Origin of the sequence: Stenotrophomonas sp. 169, from assembly GCF_014621775.1 — a bacterium.
Taxonomy (GTDB): domain Bacteria; phylum Pseudomonadota; class Gammaproteobacteria; order Xanthomonadales; family Xanthomonadaceae; genus Stenotrophomonas.
On the sequence record NZ_CP061204.1, the window covers coordinates 92,825 to 109,706 of the forward strand.

General features: G+C 66.3%; 12 protein-coding genes. 7 read left to right on the forward strand and 5 right to left on the reverse strand.

Annotated elements, in window-relative coordinates:
- Positions 1–40: 40 nt before the first annotated feature.
- Positions 41–820, forward strand: coding sequence for a SprT family zinc-dependent metalloprotease (locus ICJ04_RS00380; RefSeq protein WP_188325611.1), 780 nt, complete (start codon positions 41–43; stop codon positions 818–820).
- A gap of 422 nt (positions 821–1,242) precedes the next feature.
- Here the strand turns inward: ICJ04_RS00380 and ICJ04_RS00385 are convergent, their stop codons facing one another.
- Positions 1,243–2,106, reverse strand: a complete 864-nt coding sequence (locus tag ICJ04_RS00385) for a methylglyoxal synthase (protein WP_188325612.1) — start codon at positions 2,104–2,106, stop codon at positions 1,243–1,245.
- Between the two features lie 185 nt (positions 2,107–2,291).
- On the opposite strand from ICJ04_RS00385, the gene ICJ04_RS00390 reads away from it, so the two are divergent.
- Complete coding sequence (locus ICJ04_RS00390; protein ID WP_188325613.1) at positions 2,292–5,069, forward strand: ATP-binding protein; 2,778 nt, start codon at positions 2,292–2,294, stop codon at positions 5,067–5,069.
- A gap of 13 nt (positions 5,070–5,082) precedes the next feature.
- Here the strand turns inward: ICJ04_RS00390 and ICJ04_RS00395 are convergent, their stop codons facing one another.
- The 3 genes from ICJ04_RS00395 to ICJ04_RS00405 form a co-directional block, all read right to left on the reverse strand.
- A complete protein-coding gene (locus tag ICJ04_RS00395; protein WP_188325614.1) occupies positions 5,083–6,528 on the reverse strand; it encodes an FAD-dependent oxidoreductase in 1,446 nt (481 codons plus the stop codon).
- Positions 6,529–6,598: 70 nt separating this feature from the next.
- Positions 6,599–11,053 carry a glutamate synthase large subunit gene (gltB, locus tag ICJ04_RS00400; protein ID WP_188325615.1) on the reverse strand — a complete coding sequence of 1,485 codons (4,455 nt, stop codon included), beginning with the start codon at positions 11,051–11,053 and terminating at the stop codon, positions 6,599–6,601.
- Positions 11,054–11,221: 168 nt separating this feature from the next.
- Positions 11,222–11,608, reverse strand: coding sequence for an I78 family peptidase inhibitor (locus tag ICJ04_RS00405; protein WP_188325616.1), 387 nt, complete (start codon positions 11,606–11,608; stop codon positions 11,222–11,224).
- Between the two features lie 118 nt (positions 11,609–11,726).
- Between ICJ04_RS00405 and ICJ04_RS00410 the strand changes: the two genes are divergently transcribed.
- Positions 11,727–12,791, forward strand: a complete 1,065-nt coding sequence (locus ICJ04_RS00410; RefSeq protein ID WP_188325617.1) for a DNA topoisomerase IB — start codon at positions 11,727–11,729, stop codon at positions 12,789–12,791.
- On the opposite strand, the gene ICJ04_RS00415 is transcribed toward ICJ04_RS00410, so the two are convergent.
- Complete coding sequence (locus ICJ04_RS00415; protein WP_188325618.1) at positions 12,775–13,119, reverse strand: hypothetical protein; 345 nt, start codon at positions 13,117–13,119, stop codon at positions 12,775–12,777. The genes ICJ04_RS00410 and ICJ04_RS00415 overlap by 17 nt on opposite strands.
- Before the next feature lie 223 nt (positions 13,120–13,342).
- On the opposite strand from ICJ04_RS00415, the gene ICJ04_RS00420 reads away from it, so the two are divergent.
- From ICJ04_RS00420 to ICJ04_RS00430, 4 genes are all read left to right on the forward strand, one after another.
- Entirely contained in the window at positions 13,343–14,470 is a 1,128-nt protein-coding gene (locus tag ICJ04_RS00420; protein ID WP_188325619.1) for an SDR family oxidoreductase, read from the forward strand.
- A gap of 259 nt (positions 14,471–14,729) precedes the next feature.
- Positions 14,730–15,197: a hypothetical protein gene (locus ICJ04_RS18195; protein ID WP_223202943.1), complete on the forward strand. Its 468-nt coding sequence runs from the start codon at positions 14,730–14,732 to the stop codon at positions 15,195–15,197.
- A gap of 83 nt (positions 15,198–15,280) precedes the next feature.
- Positions 15,281–16,033: an XVIPCD domain-containing protein gene (locus ICJ04_RS18200; protein ID WP_223202944.1), complete on the forward strand. Its 753-nt coding sequence runs from the start codon at positions 15,281–15,283 to the stop codon at positions 16,031–16,033.
- A gap of 22 nt (positions 16,034–16,055) precedes the next feature.
- On the forward strand, positions 16,056–16,841 hold the full coding sequence (locus ICJ04_RS00430) for a hypothetical protein (protein WP_223202945.1): 786 nt from the start codon (positions 16,056–16,058) through the stop codon (positions 16,839–16,841).
- Positions 16,842–16,882 lie beyond the last annotated feature (41 nt).

Consider the following 16,882-nt stretch of genomic DNA (forward strand, 5'->3'; position numbering starts at 1 on the left):
TGTCCATCCCCGCTGACGCCGTGCGGCGTATGCTGGCTCCATGAGTCCGTTGCTGCGCCGCCTGTTGTCTCCCGCGCCCACCGCTTCGGTGCAGCGGGACACCGTGCGCCTGCGCATCGGGGACGCGGAGATCGACATCCTGCGCGTGCGCGACCCGCGCGCGCGCCGCATCAAGCTGAGCGTGGACGAGCGTGGCGCACGGCTGACCCTGCCCTTGCGTGCCAGCCTGCAGACCGGAGACCGTTTCCTGGAAGAGCACCGGGGCTGGTTGGCGAAGCAGTTGCTGCATTTTCAATCCGATCGCATGCCGCCTGCGCTGGTTCCGGGCCAGCCCGGCCTGTTGCCCCTGCGCGGCGAGCTGTTGCCCTTGCGTTGGCAGGAGGCGCGCTACGCCAAGCTGGAGATCGATGCAGAGGGTGCGTGCGTGCATTGGCCGGTGCGCGCCACGCCTGCCACGCTGCGTCGCGTGCTGCGTGAGTTCTACGAGGCACAGACACGGGCCGACGTGGGCCAATGGCTGCCGCGTTACCTGCCTGGACTGCCGCGCGCACCCACGCGGATCCGCTTGAAGGTGATGTCCTCGCAGTGGGGGTCGCTGGCACCGGATGGCAGCATGGCGCTGGATCTCGCATTGGTGCTGGGGCGCCCTGCTGCCTTCGAGTATGTGCTGGTGCATGAGCTCTGCCATCTGCTGCAGGCGAATCACTCCGCGGCGTTCTGGCATGAAGTGGAGCAGCGTTTTCCGGCATGGCGGGAGCAGCGCGACTATTTCCATGACGAAGGACGGCGGCTGAAGGCGATGCTGCGGCAACTGCTTTGACGCGGTGAAGCGGCGTCAAAGCAGTTGCCCACGCATGTCACCTTATCCCCGCGCCTTCGGCGCGCCCCCTGGAACAACAAGGGGGCTCTCCTCCAGTCAGTCCGCGACGCCGTAGGGGACAAGCGCGAAGCATCGGGTAGCGCCGAGCCGTGCTCGGCGAGCGCAGCGGCGGCGAAGCGGCGTCAAAGCAGTTGCCTACGCATGTCACCTTATCCCCGCGCCTTCGGCGCGCCCCCTTGAACAACAAGGGGGCTCTCCTCCAATTAGTTCGCTACGCCGTCGCCGCTGCGCTCGCCGAGCACGGCTCGGCGCTACCGTGGGGATTGCTGCGTGGCACGCACCTTGGGAATTCGTGCGTTATGCACCTGGTAGCGCCGAGCCATGCTCGGCGAGCGCAGCGGCGGCGGCGTCACCGGTCCGGGTCATCGCCGCTGTGCGGCGGCGATCGCCCAGCGTGTGGCGACCGTGGGGGCGGTGATGCACACGGCGCGATCGGTGACGGTCGTGACGGCGCGCTCCAGCAGTTGGATGTCCGCTTCGTGCTGGCGCGCGACGTGGGGGTCTTCGAAGAAGATCGCGCGTTGGCAACGGCCTTCCAGCACCTGGTCGGCAATCTGGGCGTCGCCGCCCAGTGGGCCGCTCTGGTAGCGCGTCACCCACGGTTGGTCGACGGGCCAGCCGCGGCTCCATGCCAGTTCGTTGAGTCGCTGGCCAGTGGTTCCCGTGCCGATGCGCGAGGCGAAACGGGACAACACGTCGAAGTGCTCGGCGGCGAATGCCAGCATCGCCGGCTTCATCGCGTCGTGGGCGATCAGGGCCAGCGTCTGGTGGCCGAACGCATGCAGGTCATCGGCACCCGGATCGGCCGTCCATCCCGCATGCACGCGTTCCACTTCCACCCAGTCGCGGGCGCTGGCAACGGTGGAGAGGAAGGGTTTGCCGTGGATGACGCACTGCCGCTTGAGCGCGATGGCCTCGGGGAAGATCGATGACGGGTCGACCGGGTCGATCAGGTAGATGGCACCGTCCAGCGTGCGTTCCGGCCCCATGCCGACCACTTCGGCCACCAGCTTCATCAAGCCGCCCTCGCGTCCGTTGGGGTAGCGCGTGAGCTGCGTGGTAGCCTGCAGCAGACCGTAGTGCTGGATCGCGTCGAAGGTGCGCCCCACCGCATGCAGCGACAGCTCCAACTCGGCGATGCCGGCGTGGCAGGCGCGCAGCCAGCGGAAAAGTGCGGCGTTGCCGTCATGGTGATGAAGCCGGTTGGCTGCAAGGCCAAGTCGCATACGGTCATTCTCCTGTGGCGTCGGCGAAGTGTATGCCGTTGATGGCGTCGCGCCGAGCCGCTTATGCAGCAATCCTGATGGCCCGCTACGCGCAGGCTGCTAGCGTCGGCAGGTCATGGATCGCGGACAGGGAGAACATCGGGGTGGGGAGCAGGGGCATCACCGGGTACGTGTCTGGACTGGCCATGCTGCTGGCCGTATCGCTCGCGGCCGTACCGGCGCGCGCGGCCACGCCGGAGACCGATGCGGCCGCCAGCGCCGGGTGTGGCATGAGCCTGGGCGCCGACGACGAACGGCCTGTCATCCGCCTCGGCTTTCCCAACGACCGCGCACCGCTGTCATCAGGCTCGGCGCGTAACCCCGGTGGTGTGCTGCCGCTGCTGCTGGCGTTGCTGCCCCAGGCCTCGTTCAAGGTGCAGGCGCTGCCCACCGATGAACTGCGTCGCCGTATCGCGCAGGACGAACTGGACGCCGCCATCGGCCTGCCCGTCCGTGACCTTCCTGCGCACTGGCTGCACTCCGGCGGCTATCTGCGTGTTCCCAATGTCATTGTCACGCGCCGACAGGGCATCAGTGCGCTGGAGGCCAATGACCTGCAGGGGCGGCGCATCGCCGTCATCGATGATCTGCCGCACGGATGGCGCCCCCCTGATGCGCACGTACAGCGCAGTACCGATGCACGGCAGGCGCTCGCGCTGCTCCTGTCAGGCCAGGTGGATGCAGCCGTGGGCAACGCCCTTGTCATCGAACACGCGCGCAGGGCCACGCGGGCGGTCGGGCTGGTGGTGGGCGCCCCCGCCGGCTTCGATGACATCCTGGTGCTCGCCGCGCAACCCCGCTGCGCGCGATGGTTGATGGCCTTTGATCAACAGTGGCCTGCCTTGGCGCCGGTCATCGGTCGCGCCGCAGGGACGCCAGCGACCGCGCTGCGGATGGATGCCGATGGGATGAAGCGGCCGCTTGCGCTGCTCGGACTGGCGCTGGCGGTACTGGCGATCGGCCTGGTGCACGCCAACGGCTACTGGAAACTCAGGCGCGAGAGTCGGCGGCGCAGTCGGCTTCGACGACGTATCGATGAGATATCGGACAACCTGCCGGTCGTGGTGTTCCACGCACGACGGCAGCGTGATGGGCGGATCTGCATGGATCTGGTGGTGGGCGACGTACCGCAGCTGTTCAGTGCATCGACGGGCGAACTGCAGGCGGATCCTTCGCGGGCGCTCGCTGCGTTGCGCGGTCGAGACCGTCGTCGTGTGCTGGCGACCCTGGAACGCGGCGCACGGCGCATCCAACCCGTGTCGTTCCGCTTCAGCGCCCACGGTGTGCGGGGCATGCGCTGCATTGCCATGCACGCATGGCCGACCCTGCAGCAGAACGGCGAGCAGCATTGGGCCGGCTATTGGCTGGACGTCTCCGACGAGCAGATGCGCGAACGCGCCATTGAACGCGCGCAGGCGCACGCCGCCGCCGATGCGGACGATCGCACCCGCCTTGCTGCTGCGCTGGGCAGCGGGATGGACGAGCCGACCCATGCCCTGCAGCAGCGATTGGCGGTGCTGGATGATGGGCCTCTCGATGGACAGCAGCGTGCCGCACTCGCCTCGCTGCAGGATGCCTCGACGATGCTGTCGCGGATACTCGACGACGTGCGCTCGCTGTCTGCGGGCGACGCGGCGGAGATGATGCTGCACGCAGCGCCGGTGGACCTCAGGCAATTGCTGATCGGCGTGGAGACGCTGTTGCGCCCTGTGGCGCTGTCCAAGGGCCTGGTGTTCCAGCAGCGGGTGGACAGCGAGGTAGCCGACTGGCTGGAGGTGGACGGCACGCGGCTGCGGCAGATCCTGTTCAACCTGGTCGGCAATGCCATCAAGTTCACTGCGCAGGGCGAGGTAACGCTCCGCGTGCAGTGGGTGGGCGACGTCGGCGCGTCACAACGCGTGCGCGTCGAGGTCGCTGACAGCGGCGTGGGGATCGCACCCGAGCGTCAGGACTCCGTGTTCGAGCCCTTCGCACAGGCGACCTTGTCCACTACGCGGCTGTACGGCGGCACCGGACTCGGCCTGGGCATCTGCAGGCAACTCGCGCAGCGGATGGGGGGCAGCCTGCGCCTGCACAGCGTGCCTGGGAGAGGCACCGTGGTGGCGGTCGAACTGGAGCTTCCGCGCAGTAGCCCCGTGCGTTCCGACGCACCCGCGCTGCGCACGGGACCGACAGGCGCCGTTGTCCAACCGGCGGCACCACACTGTGTGCTGGTCGCCGAAGACGATCCCACTCAACAGGTATTGATGCAGTGGTGGCTGCGTGGCATGGAGCTGGACGTGGAGGTGGTCGCCGATGGCATCGCTGCGCTTGAGCGCTGGCAGCTCACGCGGCCAGCGCTGCTGTTCACCGATGAGCGCATGCCCGGCCTGGATGGCCAAGGCCTGGTGCGGCAGGTTCGCCTGCGGGAAGCGCAGCTGGGGCTGCCACGCACCCCGATCATCGGCATGAGCGCCGATACCGATGGCCTGCGCGACCTGCCTGTGGACTACCTGCTGGCCAAGCCGATAAGCAGGGCAACACTGCAGGCAGCGATCGTGATGGTCGCACCCGCGCTGCTGGTAGCGCCCGGGGTGGTGGATGCCGCGGCGGCACGCGCCCGCGCCGACGTGCCGACGCTTTCGGTCCTGGCGGGCCGCTTTGGCAGCGAGGAGGTCGCCCGCGCGCTGGCGCAGACGCTGCGGAGCAGCCTGGAAGACGACCTGTTGGCGCTGCAGCGCGAATGGCAGCAGGAATCGATGCAGGCCGCCGCGCAACGATTGCACCGCATGTCGGGCGGCGTGGGCAGCGTCGGCATGACGATGTTGTCCGCCGAACTGCGCGAGCTCAGCGAACGCGACGCGCCCATAGAGGAGGCCCAACGCATGGCGGTGGCGATCCACCTGCGCGCGTGCATCGCGCAGCTGCAACGCCTCACACCCTAGCGCTGGCCAGCGCTCAGCTGGCCAGCAAGCGCACGATGCTGGCGGCGGCGTCGCGTCCCTCGGCGACAGCGGTCACTACCAGGTCGGCGCCGCGCACGGCGTCCCCGCCGGCGAACAGTCGCGGATGGGCGGTCTGGAAGGGCAGGCGGTCTTTGCCGCCGACCTGCAGCCGGCCATTGCTGGCCGCTTCCACGCCCTGCGCGGACAACCAGTCCGGTGCACTGGGCGAGAAGCCGAACGCGATGATCACGATGTCCGCTTCCAGCAGCGATTCGCTGCCCTCGATCGCGACCGCCGCCTGGCGGCCGTTGGCATCCGGCTCGGCCAGCCGGGTTTCCACCACGGTCACGCCGATGGCCTCATCGTCCGCGCCGGCTTCAATGGACAGCGGCTGGCGGTTGAACAGGAAGCGCACCCCCTCTTCGCGGGCATTGGCGACCTCGCGCGCCGAGCCGGGCATATTGGCTTCATCGCGGCGGTAGGCACAGGTCACCTTCGCTGCGCCCAGCCGGATCGCACTGCGCACGCAGTCCATTCCGGTATCGCCGCCACCCAGTACCACGACGCGCTTTCCGTTGAGATCCGGTACCGCGATCTGGTCTTCCCAGCCGGCGATCGGCCGCCCTTGGGGATTGTCACCGCTGACGATGCGGGCGTTCTGCACCAGGAACGGCAGGGCCGGCAGCACGCCCTTCAGGTCCTGCCCATCCAGCCCGCCATCGGTATACCGGTACGCGCCGGTGCCCAGGAACACTGCGTCGTGCCGCTGCAGCAGGTCGTCCACGCTGACGTCGCGGCCGATCTCCACGCCCAGGCGGAACTGCACGCCCATGCCTTCCAGCACCTCGCGGCGCTTGCGGATCACGTCCTTGTCCAGCTTGAAACTGGGGATGCCGAACTGCAGCAGGCCACCGATCTGTTCGTAGCGGTCGTACACCACGGCCGTGATGCCGGCGCGCGCCAGCCGATCCGCGCAGGCCAGCCCGGCCGGGCCGGCACCGATCACCGCCACCGTGCGGCCGGTCGGCTCCACTGCGCTCAGGTCAGGGCGCCAGCCGCGGGCCAGCGCGGTATCGACAATGTATTTTTCGACCGCGCCGATGGTCACCGCACCGAATTCTTCCAGCGTGCAGCTGCCCTCGCACAACCGGTCCTGCGGGCATACGCGGCCACACACTTCCGGCAAGGGATTGGTGCTGTGGCACAACTTCGCGGCTTCTTCGATGCGGTTCTCCTGCACCAGCTGCAGCCACTGCGGAATGGCGTTGTGTACCGGGCACTTCCAGCTGCAGTACGGATTGCCGCAGTCCAGGCAGCGGCCGGCCTGGAACTGGGCTTCTTCCTTGCCGAACTTGCCGTACAACTCACCCCAGTCGCCGGAGGTGCGCAGTTCGACCGGGATGCGCTGCGGCATCGTCCGGGGCAGGTCGAGGAACTGGAATGCGTGCTTGCGGCTCATGGCGTGCTCTGCCTGTCGGCGTGGAGGTGCGGCGGGTCGGTGACCGGCAGCACCAGTGGAAAGGGCGCGGTCATGCGGCGCGACGCAGGGTTTCGGTCAGCGATTCAATACTCGCGGCCTTGGGCTTCACCAGCCAGAACTTGCCGATGTAATCGCGGAACTCGTCCATGATCTGCTGCGCCCAGATGCTGCCGGTCAGCTCGCGATGACGGCTGATCAGGCGATGCAGGTGCTGACGATAGTTCTCGAAGCCCTCCGCCGACACGCGGTGGATGTCGATCAGCTCGTGGTTGTAGCGGTCGACGAAATCACGGTCCACGTCGAGCACGTAGGCCAGGCCACCGGTAAAGCCGGCGCCGAAGTTCAGGCCCACCTTGCCCAGTACCAGCACCACGCCGTCGGTCATGTATTCGCAGCAGTGGTCACCGGCGCCTTCGATCACCGCCAGTGCACCCGAATTACGAACCGCGAACCGTTCCCCTGCACGCCCTGCGGCGAACAGTTCGCCGCCGGTCGCGCCGTACAGGCAGGTGTTGCCGATGATCGCCGTGCTGCGTGCTTCGAAGCGCGCGCCACGCGGCGGACGCACCACCAGCCGGCCGCCGGCCATGCCCTTGCCGACGTAATCGTTGGCTTCGCCTTCCACTTCAAGGTGCAGGCCACCCACATTGAATGCACCGAAGCTCTGCCCGGCGGTGCCGCGGAAGCGCAGCTCCAGCGGGGCGTCGGCCATGCCCTGGTTGCCATGCGCGCGGGCAATGGTGCCCGACAGGCGGGTGCCGATGCTGCGATCGGTATTGTGGATCAGGAAGCGGTGGTCGCCGCCGCGCTTGTGGGCGATGGCATCGGCCAACAGGCCATCCATCTGCGTGGCCAGGCTGTCCGGCGATTCGTACAGGCGCTGCGCCGCGCAGTGGCTGCCCTCGTAACTGGCATCCACCAGCAGGCGCGACAGATCCACGCGCACGCCTTCGCGCGGTGCGGTATCGATCTGGCGCAGCAGTTCGGTACGGCCGACGATCTCCTGCAGCGAACGCACGCCCAAATAGGACAGCCAGCCGCGCACTTCCTCCGCCAGCAGCTTGAAGAAGTTCTCCACGCGTTCGGGCTGCCCGGTGAAATACTGCTCGCGCAGGCGTTCGTCCTGCGTGGCCACGCCGGTGGCGCAGTTGTTCAGATGGCAGATGCGCAGGTACTTGCAGCCCAGCACGATCATCGGGCCGGTGCCGAAGCCGAAGCTGTCCGCGCCGAGGATCGCGGCCTTGACCACGTCCAGTCCGGTCTTCAGTCCGCCATCGGTCTGCAGGATGGTGCGGGCACGCAGATCGTTGCCGACCAGCGCCTGGTGCGCTTCGGCGACGCCCAGTTCCCACGGCACGCCGGCATACCGGATGGAGCTGACCGGCGATGCACCGGTGCCGCCGTCGTGGCCGGAAATGGTGATCAGGTCCGCGCCCGCCTTGACCACACCGGCGGCAATCGTGCCGACGCCAGCGTGGCTGACCAGCTTCACCGACACCAATGCGGTCGGATTGACCTGCTTGAGGTCGTAGATCAGCTGGGCCAGGTCTTCGATGGAATAGATGTCGTGGTGGGGCGGCGGTGAGATCAGGCCGATGCCCGGCTTGGCATAGCGCAGCCGTGCGATCAGTTCGTTGACCTTGTGGCCGGGCAGCTGTCCGCCTTCGCCCGGCTTTGCCCCTTGGGCCACCTTGATCTGCAGCACTTCGGCGTTGACCAGGTACTCGGCGGTGACGCCGAAGCGTCCGGACGCAACCTGCTTGATCTTGGAGCGCTTCTCCGTGCCGTAGCGGGCCGGATCTTCGCCGCCTTCGCCGGAGTTGCTGCGTCCACCCAGACGGTTCATCGCGATCGCCAGCGCTTCGTGCGCTTCCGGCGACAACGCGCCCAGGCTGATCGCGGCCGTATCGAAGCGCGGGAACAGCTCGCTGGCCGGCGCCACCTCGTCCAGCGGCGTCGGTGTCGTGGCAGGTACCAGTTGCAGCAGATCGCGCAGTGCCGATGGCGGACGGGCGTGCACCGCATCGCAGTACGCCTGCCAGTGCGCCGGATCGCCCGAGCGCGACGCGCGCTGCAGGCTCATGACCACGTCCGGGTTGTACATGTGGTACTCGCCGCCGTGCACGTATTTCAGCAGGCCGCCGACGTCCGGCTGCACCTGGTCATCCCATGCCTGCACGGTCAGCTCGCGGGCTTCTGCATCCAGCCGCGCGAAGCTGACACCGCCCACGCGCGACGGCGTTTCCGGGAAGCACAGGTCCACCACGTCCGGCTCCAGCCCGACGATCTCGAACAACTGCGCGCCCCGGTAACTGGCCACCGTGCAGATGCCCATCTTGGAAATGATCTTTGACAGGCCCTTGTACACGCCCTTGCGGTAACGCCGACCAATCTGCGACTGCTCGCCGCCCTTGCTCAGCTTCAGGATGCCGCGACGGCCGAGGTCGAACAACGTCTGGTACGCCAGGTACGGGTATACCGCAGTGGCACCGAAGCCCAACAGGCAGGCCATGTGGTGCGGGTCGCGCGCGGTGCCGGTTTCCAGGATCAGGTTGACGTCGCAGCGCAGCCCGGTGTTGCACAGGTGGTGGTGAACCGCGCTCGTAGCGAGCAGGGCATGCACCATCGGCCGGTCCGTGACCGGGTAGCGGTCGGACAGCAGCAGCATGACGATGCCCTCGCGCGCGGCCTGCTCGGCTTCGGCGCAGATGCGCTCGATGCCAGCCCGCAGGCCTTCTTCCTCGCTGTAGGACAGATCGATCAGTCGGTTGGCATCGACGTACTGCTCCATCTTCAGCAGCTGGCGCAGCTTGCGCTGGCTGAGCACCGGCGAATTGAGGATGACGTGGTTAACGGTCTCCGCGCCCGCATGGAAGATGTTGGTCTCCTTGCCCAACTGGGTGGACAGGGACATCGCGCAGTCTTCGCGCAGCGGATCGATCGGCGGGTTGGTGACCTGCGCGAACGCCTGGCGGAAATAGTCGTACAGCGGGCGGCTGCGTTGGCTCAACACCGCCATCGGCGTGTCGTCGCCCATCGAGCCGGTGGCTTCCTGTTCGGTTTCGGCCAGCGGCCGCAGCACCTGCTCCACCTCTTCGGTGCTGAGCTGGTACAGCTTGTGATAACTGCGCAGGGTGCGCGCGTCGAACGGCTCCTCCACCAACGAAGGGTCGATCAGCTCGGTCTGTAGATAGGTCACGCCCTGCTGCAGCCACTGCTTGTACGGTGCGCGACCGCGGTTGATGCGGTCTACCGCATCCGAATCCAACAGGTCACCGCGCTTGAGGTCGATGGCCATCATCTCGCCCGGGCCCAGCTTGCCCTTGCGCACCGCGCGCTCGGTCGGCACTTCCCACACGCCCGCCTCGGACGCCACCAGGAAGTGGCGGTCGGAGGTCAGCATCCAGCGCGCCGGACGCAGGCCGTTGCGGTCCAGGGTGCACACCGCATAGCGCTCATCGCAGGCCACGATGCCGGCCGGGCCGTCCCACGGTTCGCTGTTGAGGCCATGGAATTCGTAGAACGCGGCCAGGTCGGGATCCTTGAACTCCAGCGACTGGGTCGCCGGCGGCACCAGGATGCGCAGCGCCTGGATCAGCTCCATGCCCGCGCTGACCATCAGCTCGAGCATGTTGTCCAAACTCTGCGAATCCGAGCCGTGCATGGAGATCACCGGATCGAACTCGCCGATGTCGAAGCGCGGCGTCTTCCAGACCTTGCTGCGCGCCTGCGCCCAGCGCCGGTTGCCTTCGATGGTGTTGATTTCACCGTTGTGGGCAAGCATGCGGAACGGATGCGCCAGCGGCCAGCGCGGCAGCGTATTGGTGGAGAAGCGCTGGTGGAACACGATGGCGCTGGAGGCCAGGTCACTGCGCTGCAGGTCCAGGAAGAACCGCGACAGCTTGTCCGGCAGCACCATGCCCTTGTAGCTGATGGCATTCGGGCTGAGCGTGGTGACGTAGTAATCGGCGTGCTCGCGCAGCGTCTGCTCGCTGCGGCGACGGGCCAGGAACAGTGCCAAGGTAAAGGCCGCGTTGTCCTGTGCATCGCCGGCATCGACGAAGATCTGCTCGATGTGCGGCAGAGTGTCGCGCGCCAGTTGTCCGCAGACGCTGTCATCGGTGGGCACCACGCGCCAACCGCGCGGCTGGGTGCCGGCCTTGACCAGCTCGGCTTCCAGCGCAATGCGGCACGCTGCAGCAGCGGCTTCGTCGTGTGGCATGAACACCACGCCGGCCGCGAAACGCTCGCCGACGCGGATGCCGGCCTCGCTGGCGATGGCCTTCAGGAACGCCTGCGGCCGGCGCAGCAGCAAGCCGCAGCCATCACCGGTCACGCCATCGGCGGCCACGCCACCGCGGTGGGTCATCCGCGAAAGCGCGGCGATCGCGGTGTCCACCAGCAGCCGCGAGGGCTGGTCATCAAGCTGGGCCACCATGCCAAAACCACAGGCATCGCGCTCATGTTGCGGGTTGTAAAGCCCTTGGCGGTTGCGGGGGGCCATCTTTGCCTCGTCGTCAGGTGAGCGGCGACACTTGCCCCCGCCCAATCCTTGGAGCGTGTATCAGGAGGCCACCGGATACTTCGACTAGATCATAGATGGTGCAATGCCGCAACACACGGTTGCACGCGCAACCAAGGCGCTGGCAAGTGCTTGCCAGCGCTCAGGAAATCAACCGCAGCGGACGCCGGTTACAACGTTCTTTTCGTCCACTTCCACATTCAGGCGCTCGCCCACGAATTCCATCGTGGTCATGTCGCCGGGACGCAGCACGCGGAGGTCACGCGCGGCCGCATCCTGCTGGGCCTGGCCACCGAGTTCATCGGTGAACGGCTGGCCGACCAGGCTCTGCACCTGGGTGGCATCACAGTTGCCGACAGGCGGCGCTTCGGTCGCCTTGCCGGTTTCATCGGTGGGCGCGGTCGCGCTTTCGGCGGCTTGTTGCGCCTGGGCGGTGACGGCGTCCTGTTCGTCCATCGGCGGCGCCGAGCAGGCGGCCAGGAACAGCGTAGCGGGGAGCAGGATCAGGAAGGGGCGAGAGAACTGCAGGAACGACATGCGGACTCCATAAGCGTACGGGGTGACGAATACGTGAGCATACCGGCTGGTGGCCGCTGACGTGTTCGTGTTGCGTTATTGACGCGGCCTCGCACTCGCCCCCGCCACACTGCCCGCCATGAGCCAGACGCCCGTAACCCCTGAAAAAACCGCCGCCCGTGCCGCCGGCCTGCGTTATGTGGATGACAGCCAGCCCGGCTTCCGGCGTCGCCGTGCCGGCAAGGGATTCGCCTACCGCGATGCCGATGGCCAGGCTGTGCGCGACGCGGAGACCTTGGCCCGCATCCGCTCGCTGGCGGTGCCGCCGGCCTATACCGATGTGTGGATATGCAGCTGGCCCAACGGCCACTTGCAGGCAACCGGCCGCGATGCCCGGGGTCGCAAGCAATACCGCTATCACGCCGAGTGGGCGCGGGTTCGCGGGGCGGGCAAGTTCGATCGCACCATCGCCTTCGGTGAGGCGTTGCCGAAACTGCGTCGGCGGCTGGCACAGGATCTGCGGCGCAGCGGCTTCCCGCGGGAGAAAGTGCTGGCCATTGTCGTGGCGCTGTTGGCCGACACGCTGGTGCGCGTGGGCAACGAAACCTATGCGCGGGAGAACAAATCCTTCGGCCTGACCACCCTGCGCAATCGTCACCTGGCGCTGGTGTCCGGAGGCCGGGTACAGATGCGTTTCCGTGGCAAATCCGGCCAGCATCACGAGGTGGAGATCGGCGACAAACAACTGGCCAAACAGGTGCGGCGGATCCAGCAGCTGCCCGGCCAGGCGCTGTTCCAGTATCGCGACGACGACGGCACCGTGCAGCCGGTGGACTCCGGTGAAGTGAACGACTACCTGCGCGAGGTGATGGGCGAAGAGTTCACCGCCAAGGATTTCCGCACCTGGGGTGGCACCGTCGAAGCCCTCCGCGTGTTCGCCGTAACGGAGCTGCCGGAGCCGGCCAGCAAGACGGCGCTGGCCGCCGCCCAACGCGAGGTGGTGTGCAAAGTAGCGGACCTGTTGGGGAACACGCCCGCGGTGTGCCGCAAGGCGTACATCGATCCCAGCGTGTTCGACGGCTGGGAGCGCGGTGAGCTGACTGCGCTGGCCGGGTTGCGTGGGCCGCGGCAGTGGGAGCAGGCGACCCTGCGCTACCTGCGCAGGGCACGCCGGGTCAGCAAGAAACTCAGCCGCAGTAAATAGCGGTGATGTTGTTGGTGCGGCCGGTTTCGATGGTCAGCCGGTCGCCGCCCTGATGGGCCGCACCGGCCGCCGGATCCGCACTGCCACTGGCGGTCGGGCCGCTGCGCTCAAGGGTGCCGCGCAGCACCTGCACCTGCAGGCTGTCACTGTCCACGCGGGCGCGTTCTACGGTGGCCGCTGAGGCCGCCAGCCCAACCGCGCCCTGCACCTTGTCCAGATGGCACTGGCCGGAAATCACGCCGTCGATGGGCTGGACCTGGGCCAGTGGCGTGCTGCTGCAGGCGGCCAGGGAAACGGCCATCGCGGCCACGCTCAGATAACGGATCATCGGTGCAGCTCCAGTGTCGTTGAGGTGCCTAGCGTGCCGTGTCGCGCGTGGTGCCAGGATGAACGCCTGCACACGGTGGGCACGTTGCATTCACTGGCAGTGGAAGGCGGGATGTCCACACTGGCTGCACGTTCCTGACGTGCCGCTTCACCGGTAGCGCGGCGCAATGCCCCGCGGTTCTCATGCGGCACGTGCTGGTAAATCCGTGTCGAAAGGAGATCTCATGGCAACCGCCAAGACCACCACCACGAAGAAAGCTCCCGCCCGAAAGAAAGCCTCCCCGAAGGTCCGCAAGGGCACCCGCGCCACCGCAGCCGCCCCTGCCGAAACCGCCGTACGCAAGCGGGTAGTCAAGACCGCCACCCGCAAGACAGCCGCCACCGACGAGCGCGGCGCCCGCGTTGCTGCACGTCAGCGCCGTCTGCAGGATCAGGAAAAGGCAAAAGACGTTCGCGCCAGCAAGAAGGCCGCCAAGAAGAAAGTCACTCAGGCCGGTGCACGCAAGCAGCCGACCAAGATGCCCGCCCAGACCATCGCCAAGCCCGGCAACGAGCATGAGCTTTCCCTGTCGCCACGCTTCCTCGCCCCGGATTACGTCGGCAGCGGCAAGCTGAAGGGACTGCGCGCGATCGTGACCGGCGGTGACTCCGGCATCGGCCGAGCAGTGGCGGTGTTGTATGCCCGCGAGGGGGCCGACGTCGCCGTACTGCACCTCGATGAGCACGAAGATGCCGACGTCACCCGTCAGCATGTCGAACAGGAAGGGGGACGCTGCATTGTCATTGCCGGTGACGTGCGCGATCCGAAGTTCTGCAACCGCGCAGTGAAACAGGTCGCCAAGGCGTTCGGTGGTATCGACATCCTGGTCAACAACGCCGCGTTCCAGCTGCATTGCCATCGCCTCGAAGACCTGGACGACGCGCACCTGCAGGAAACGCTGCAGACCAATATCGGTGGCTACATCCAGATGGCGCGAGCGGTGCTGCCGCATCTGGGTGAAGGATCGAGCATCGTCAACTCGGGCTCTGAAACGGGCCTGTTCGGCAGCAAATCGCTGATCGATTACTCGGCGACCAAGGGCGCGATCCACGCCTTCACCAAGGCGCTGGCCAGCCAGCTGTTGCCACGTGGCATCCGGGTCAACTGCGTTGCACCGGGTCCGGTATGGACCCCATTGAACCCGGCCGACAAAGAAGCGCCGGATGTTGGTGAGTTTGGCCAGAACAGCGACATGGGCCGCGCCGCGCAGCCGGAAGAGTTGTCGCCCGCGTACGTCTTCCTTGCCGCTCCCAGCTGCTCCAGCTATATCAGCGGCGTGGTGTTGCCGGTAATGGGCGGCCCGCACGGCTGACCGCGACAGGCACCGTCGGCTTCCTCTCGCCGCTGAGAGGGCGCTGACGCCAACACGCCAGAGTGTGCCCCTGGTCAACCCCACCCCCTGCGCCGCGTCGCTAGCGTGAAGCTCCGGCTTCAGGGGGGTGGAGGTTTGACGCATGACCGAGATCAACATCAGTGCCGCTGCGGATGACGTAGTGGCGCTTCTGCGTTAGCAGCGTGCACGGGAGGCCGCCGCGCAGCTGCAGACACTGCGGGAGGCGCAGACGCTCGTCGTGCAGGAAGCGCTGGAGCGCTATGTCGCGGTGCGTGCGGCGCCGGAGCTTGAGGTGCTGGGGCGAACTGGAGGCATTGTAGAAGCTGACAGGGCGACCGTCGTACCGATGCTGGAGCGGTTGCAAGTGGCGTCGCGACCGCCGCGGATGCCGGCGTCTACTGAGACTGCGGCGTTGAGCCAAGCCCAGCAGCATGATGTATATGGAAGCATGGTGGCGCTACGTGGGAACGTTTCCGCGCAGGAAGCGATGGCGACGCAGGATCGGGTGATCCTCGGGTTGCGGAAGGAGACCCGCACGACCGTAAAGAGAGGTCAAGGTGACTACGATGATCGCATCGTGGTGCTGTGGCGCGACGCGGAGGGACAGGACATGTGCGGGAGTTCCTCGAAACTACCACCGAGCCGTCCGCTCAATACGATGGCCACGCCAAGACGAGGCCGGTCAGCCCTGGTTTTACTCACGTAATCACACGGACGAAAACCGAGGGGGAGGATGTCAATGCGGACCGTGTGAGAGACATGGGGCGACTGGCGGAGGGCACCACGGAGATGCGCGAGACCACCCATCCCCGTTTCAAAATGCCGGATGAGTTCTCATTGCGTCCCACGAGGGCGGCAGTTGCTGAGGGTTTGAGCCGTGTAGAGCGCGACACCAATGGTGATGGCTGGTTCGATGCGCGCGACATCGACGGTGTGCAGGATTTAAACGACACCTTCAAGATTCACCGCGGCGGTAACGAGAACACCTATTCTGCTGGCTGCCAGACCGTGCGCTATGAATACGATGCATTCGTCGAGACCGTGCGCGCCTCACCCGAACAAACGCGTTGGCAGTATGTGCTCACCTCTACCGGACCTGTGCAGTCGCAACGACTTGAAGCGTCCACACAGTTGGAGGTCGTGGGTGATCCGCGCCAGCCGCGTCACCGTGATCACCCTCTGCAGCAAGAGCTCAGCTCCCAGCTCCAAACACTAGGAGGGCGATACGCAGAACGTGCTGACGAATACAGTCTCGCATTGCTCTATGAGGCAAAGGTCGGTGGAATCACACATGTCGATCAGTTGGTAACCAGCAATGCCGTGGGTGACCGCGCAGCAGGTGAAACGCTTTTCATCGTCCAGGGTCGACCGGGGGACCCTGCTGCACTAAGGGTTGGAGTCAACGCCGCGTCGGTAACCGAGACGCCAGTGGAGGTGACGCTGCAGAGGCTTCAGCAACACGAGAACGAGCAAGCGGTGTCGATCCCTGCTCAGGCTGATCCTGCGCAGCGGCCCAATGGCGTCGTACCAGGAGGGCATTGATATGGGCAACGTGCGAACGTGCATGCTGGCGAGCATCTATTTCTTGCTCGCATGCAGCGCAGAGACGATGGAAGTAGCGTACGCAGCAACTGCGTCAAAGGGGCATTTGTCGAAAGGCAGCCCCGTTGCGAGCAGACCGCTGCATGTCGACAACGGTCTGCCCGCACTGCCAAGCGCGGCTGGTAGTGCTGACAGTAAAGGGGCCTACGTGCCCATGCCTGCAGACGCCAGGGAGATACTGACCCGGTTGAACTGCAAGGTGGAGGATGCCATCACGCCCAAGGTTGCGAGGATATCTGGCAATGACGGGGCGTCGGACTTCATGGTCACTGATCGCAGAGGCTCGGGCTACCGTTACTGGATACGCTCATTCACTGGCTCCGGCGGTACAACGGGATACCTCGCCCAGTTGAACGGCTGCCCGGCCCGGACGATTGGCATGCGCGCCTATATTGCAAAGGACGATGGTGCGCTGGAGGACATCACGTCAGAGATTCTTGACCGCGGTGGCTTTCCGGATGAGGCAGCGATGAAGAAGTACGTCGACCAGGAGGCGAGTGGTTTGTTTGCACTGATCGGCCAGCTTGATCGTGTACCTGTTGTGCGATGGATTGCAGAGGCTGACCCTGATCGTGGACTCCGAACAGACAAGCGAACCTTCGGACGCGGAAACTATGTCCACGGAGGATTTCTGCTGTGGACGGGCGACAAATTCGAGGTAAGGCAGAAAGTACCGGCAGCCGTGTGGCTCTGCGACAACCCCAAGGCGCCCGAATGCATCGACGACCCATTCGTCGAAGGGCGCTGACCCCGGACCGTTCGTCGGTCCATGACTTTCGGGGGGTTGAC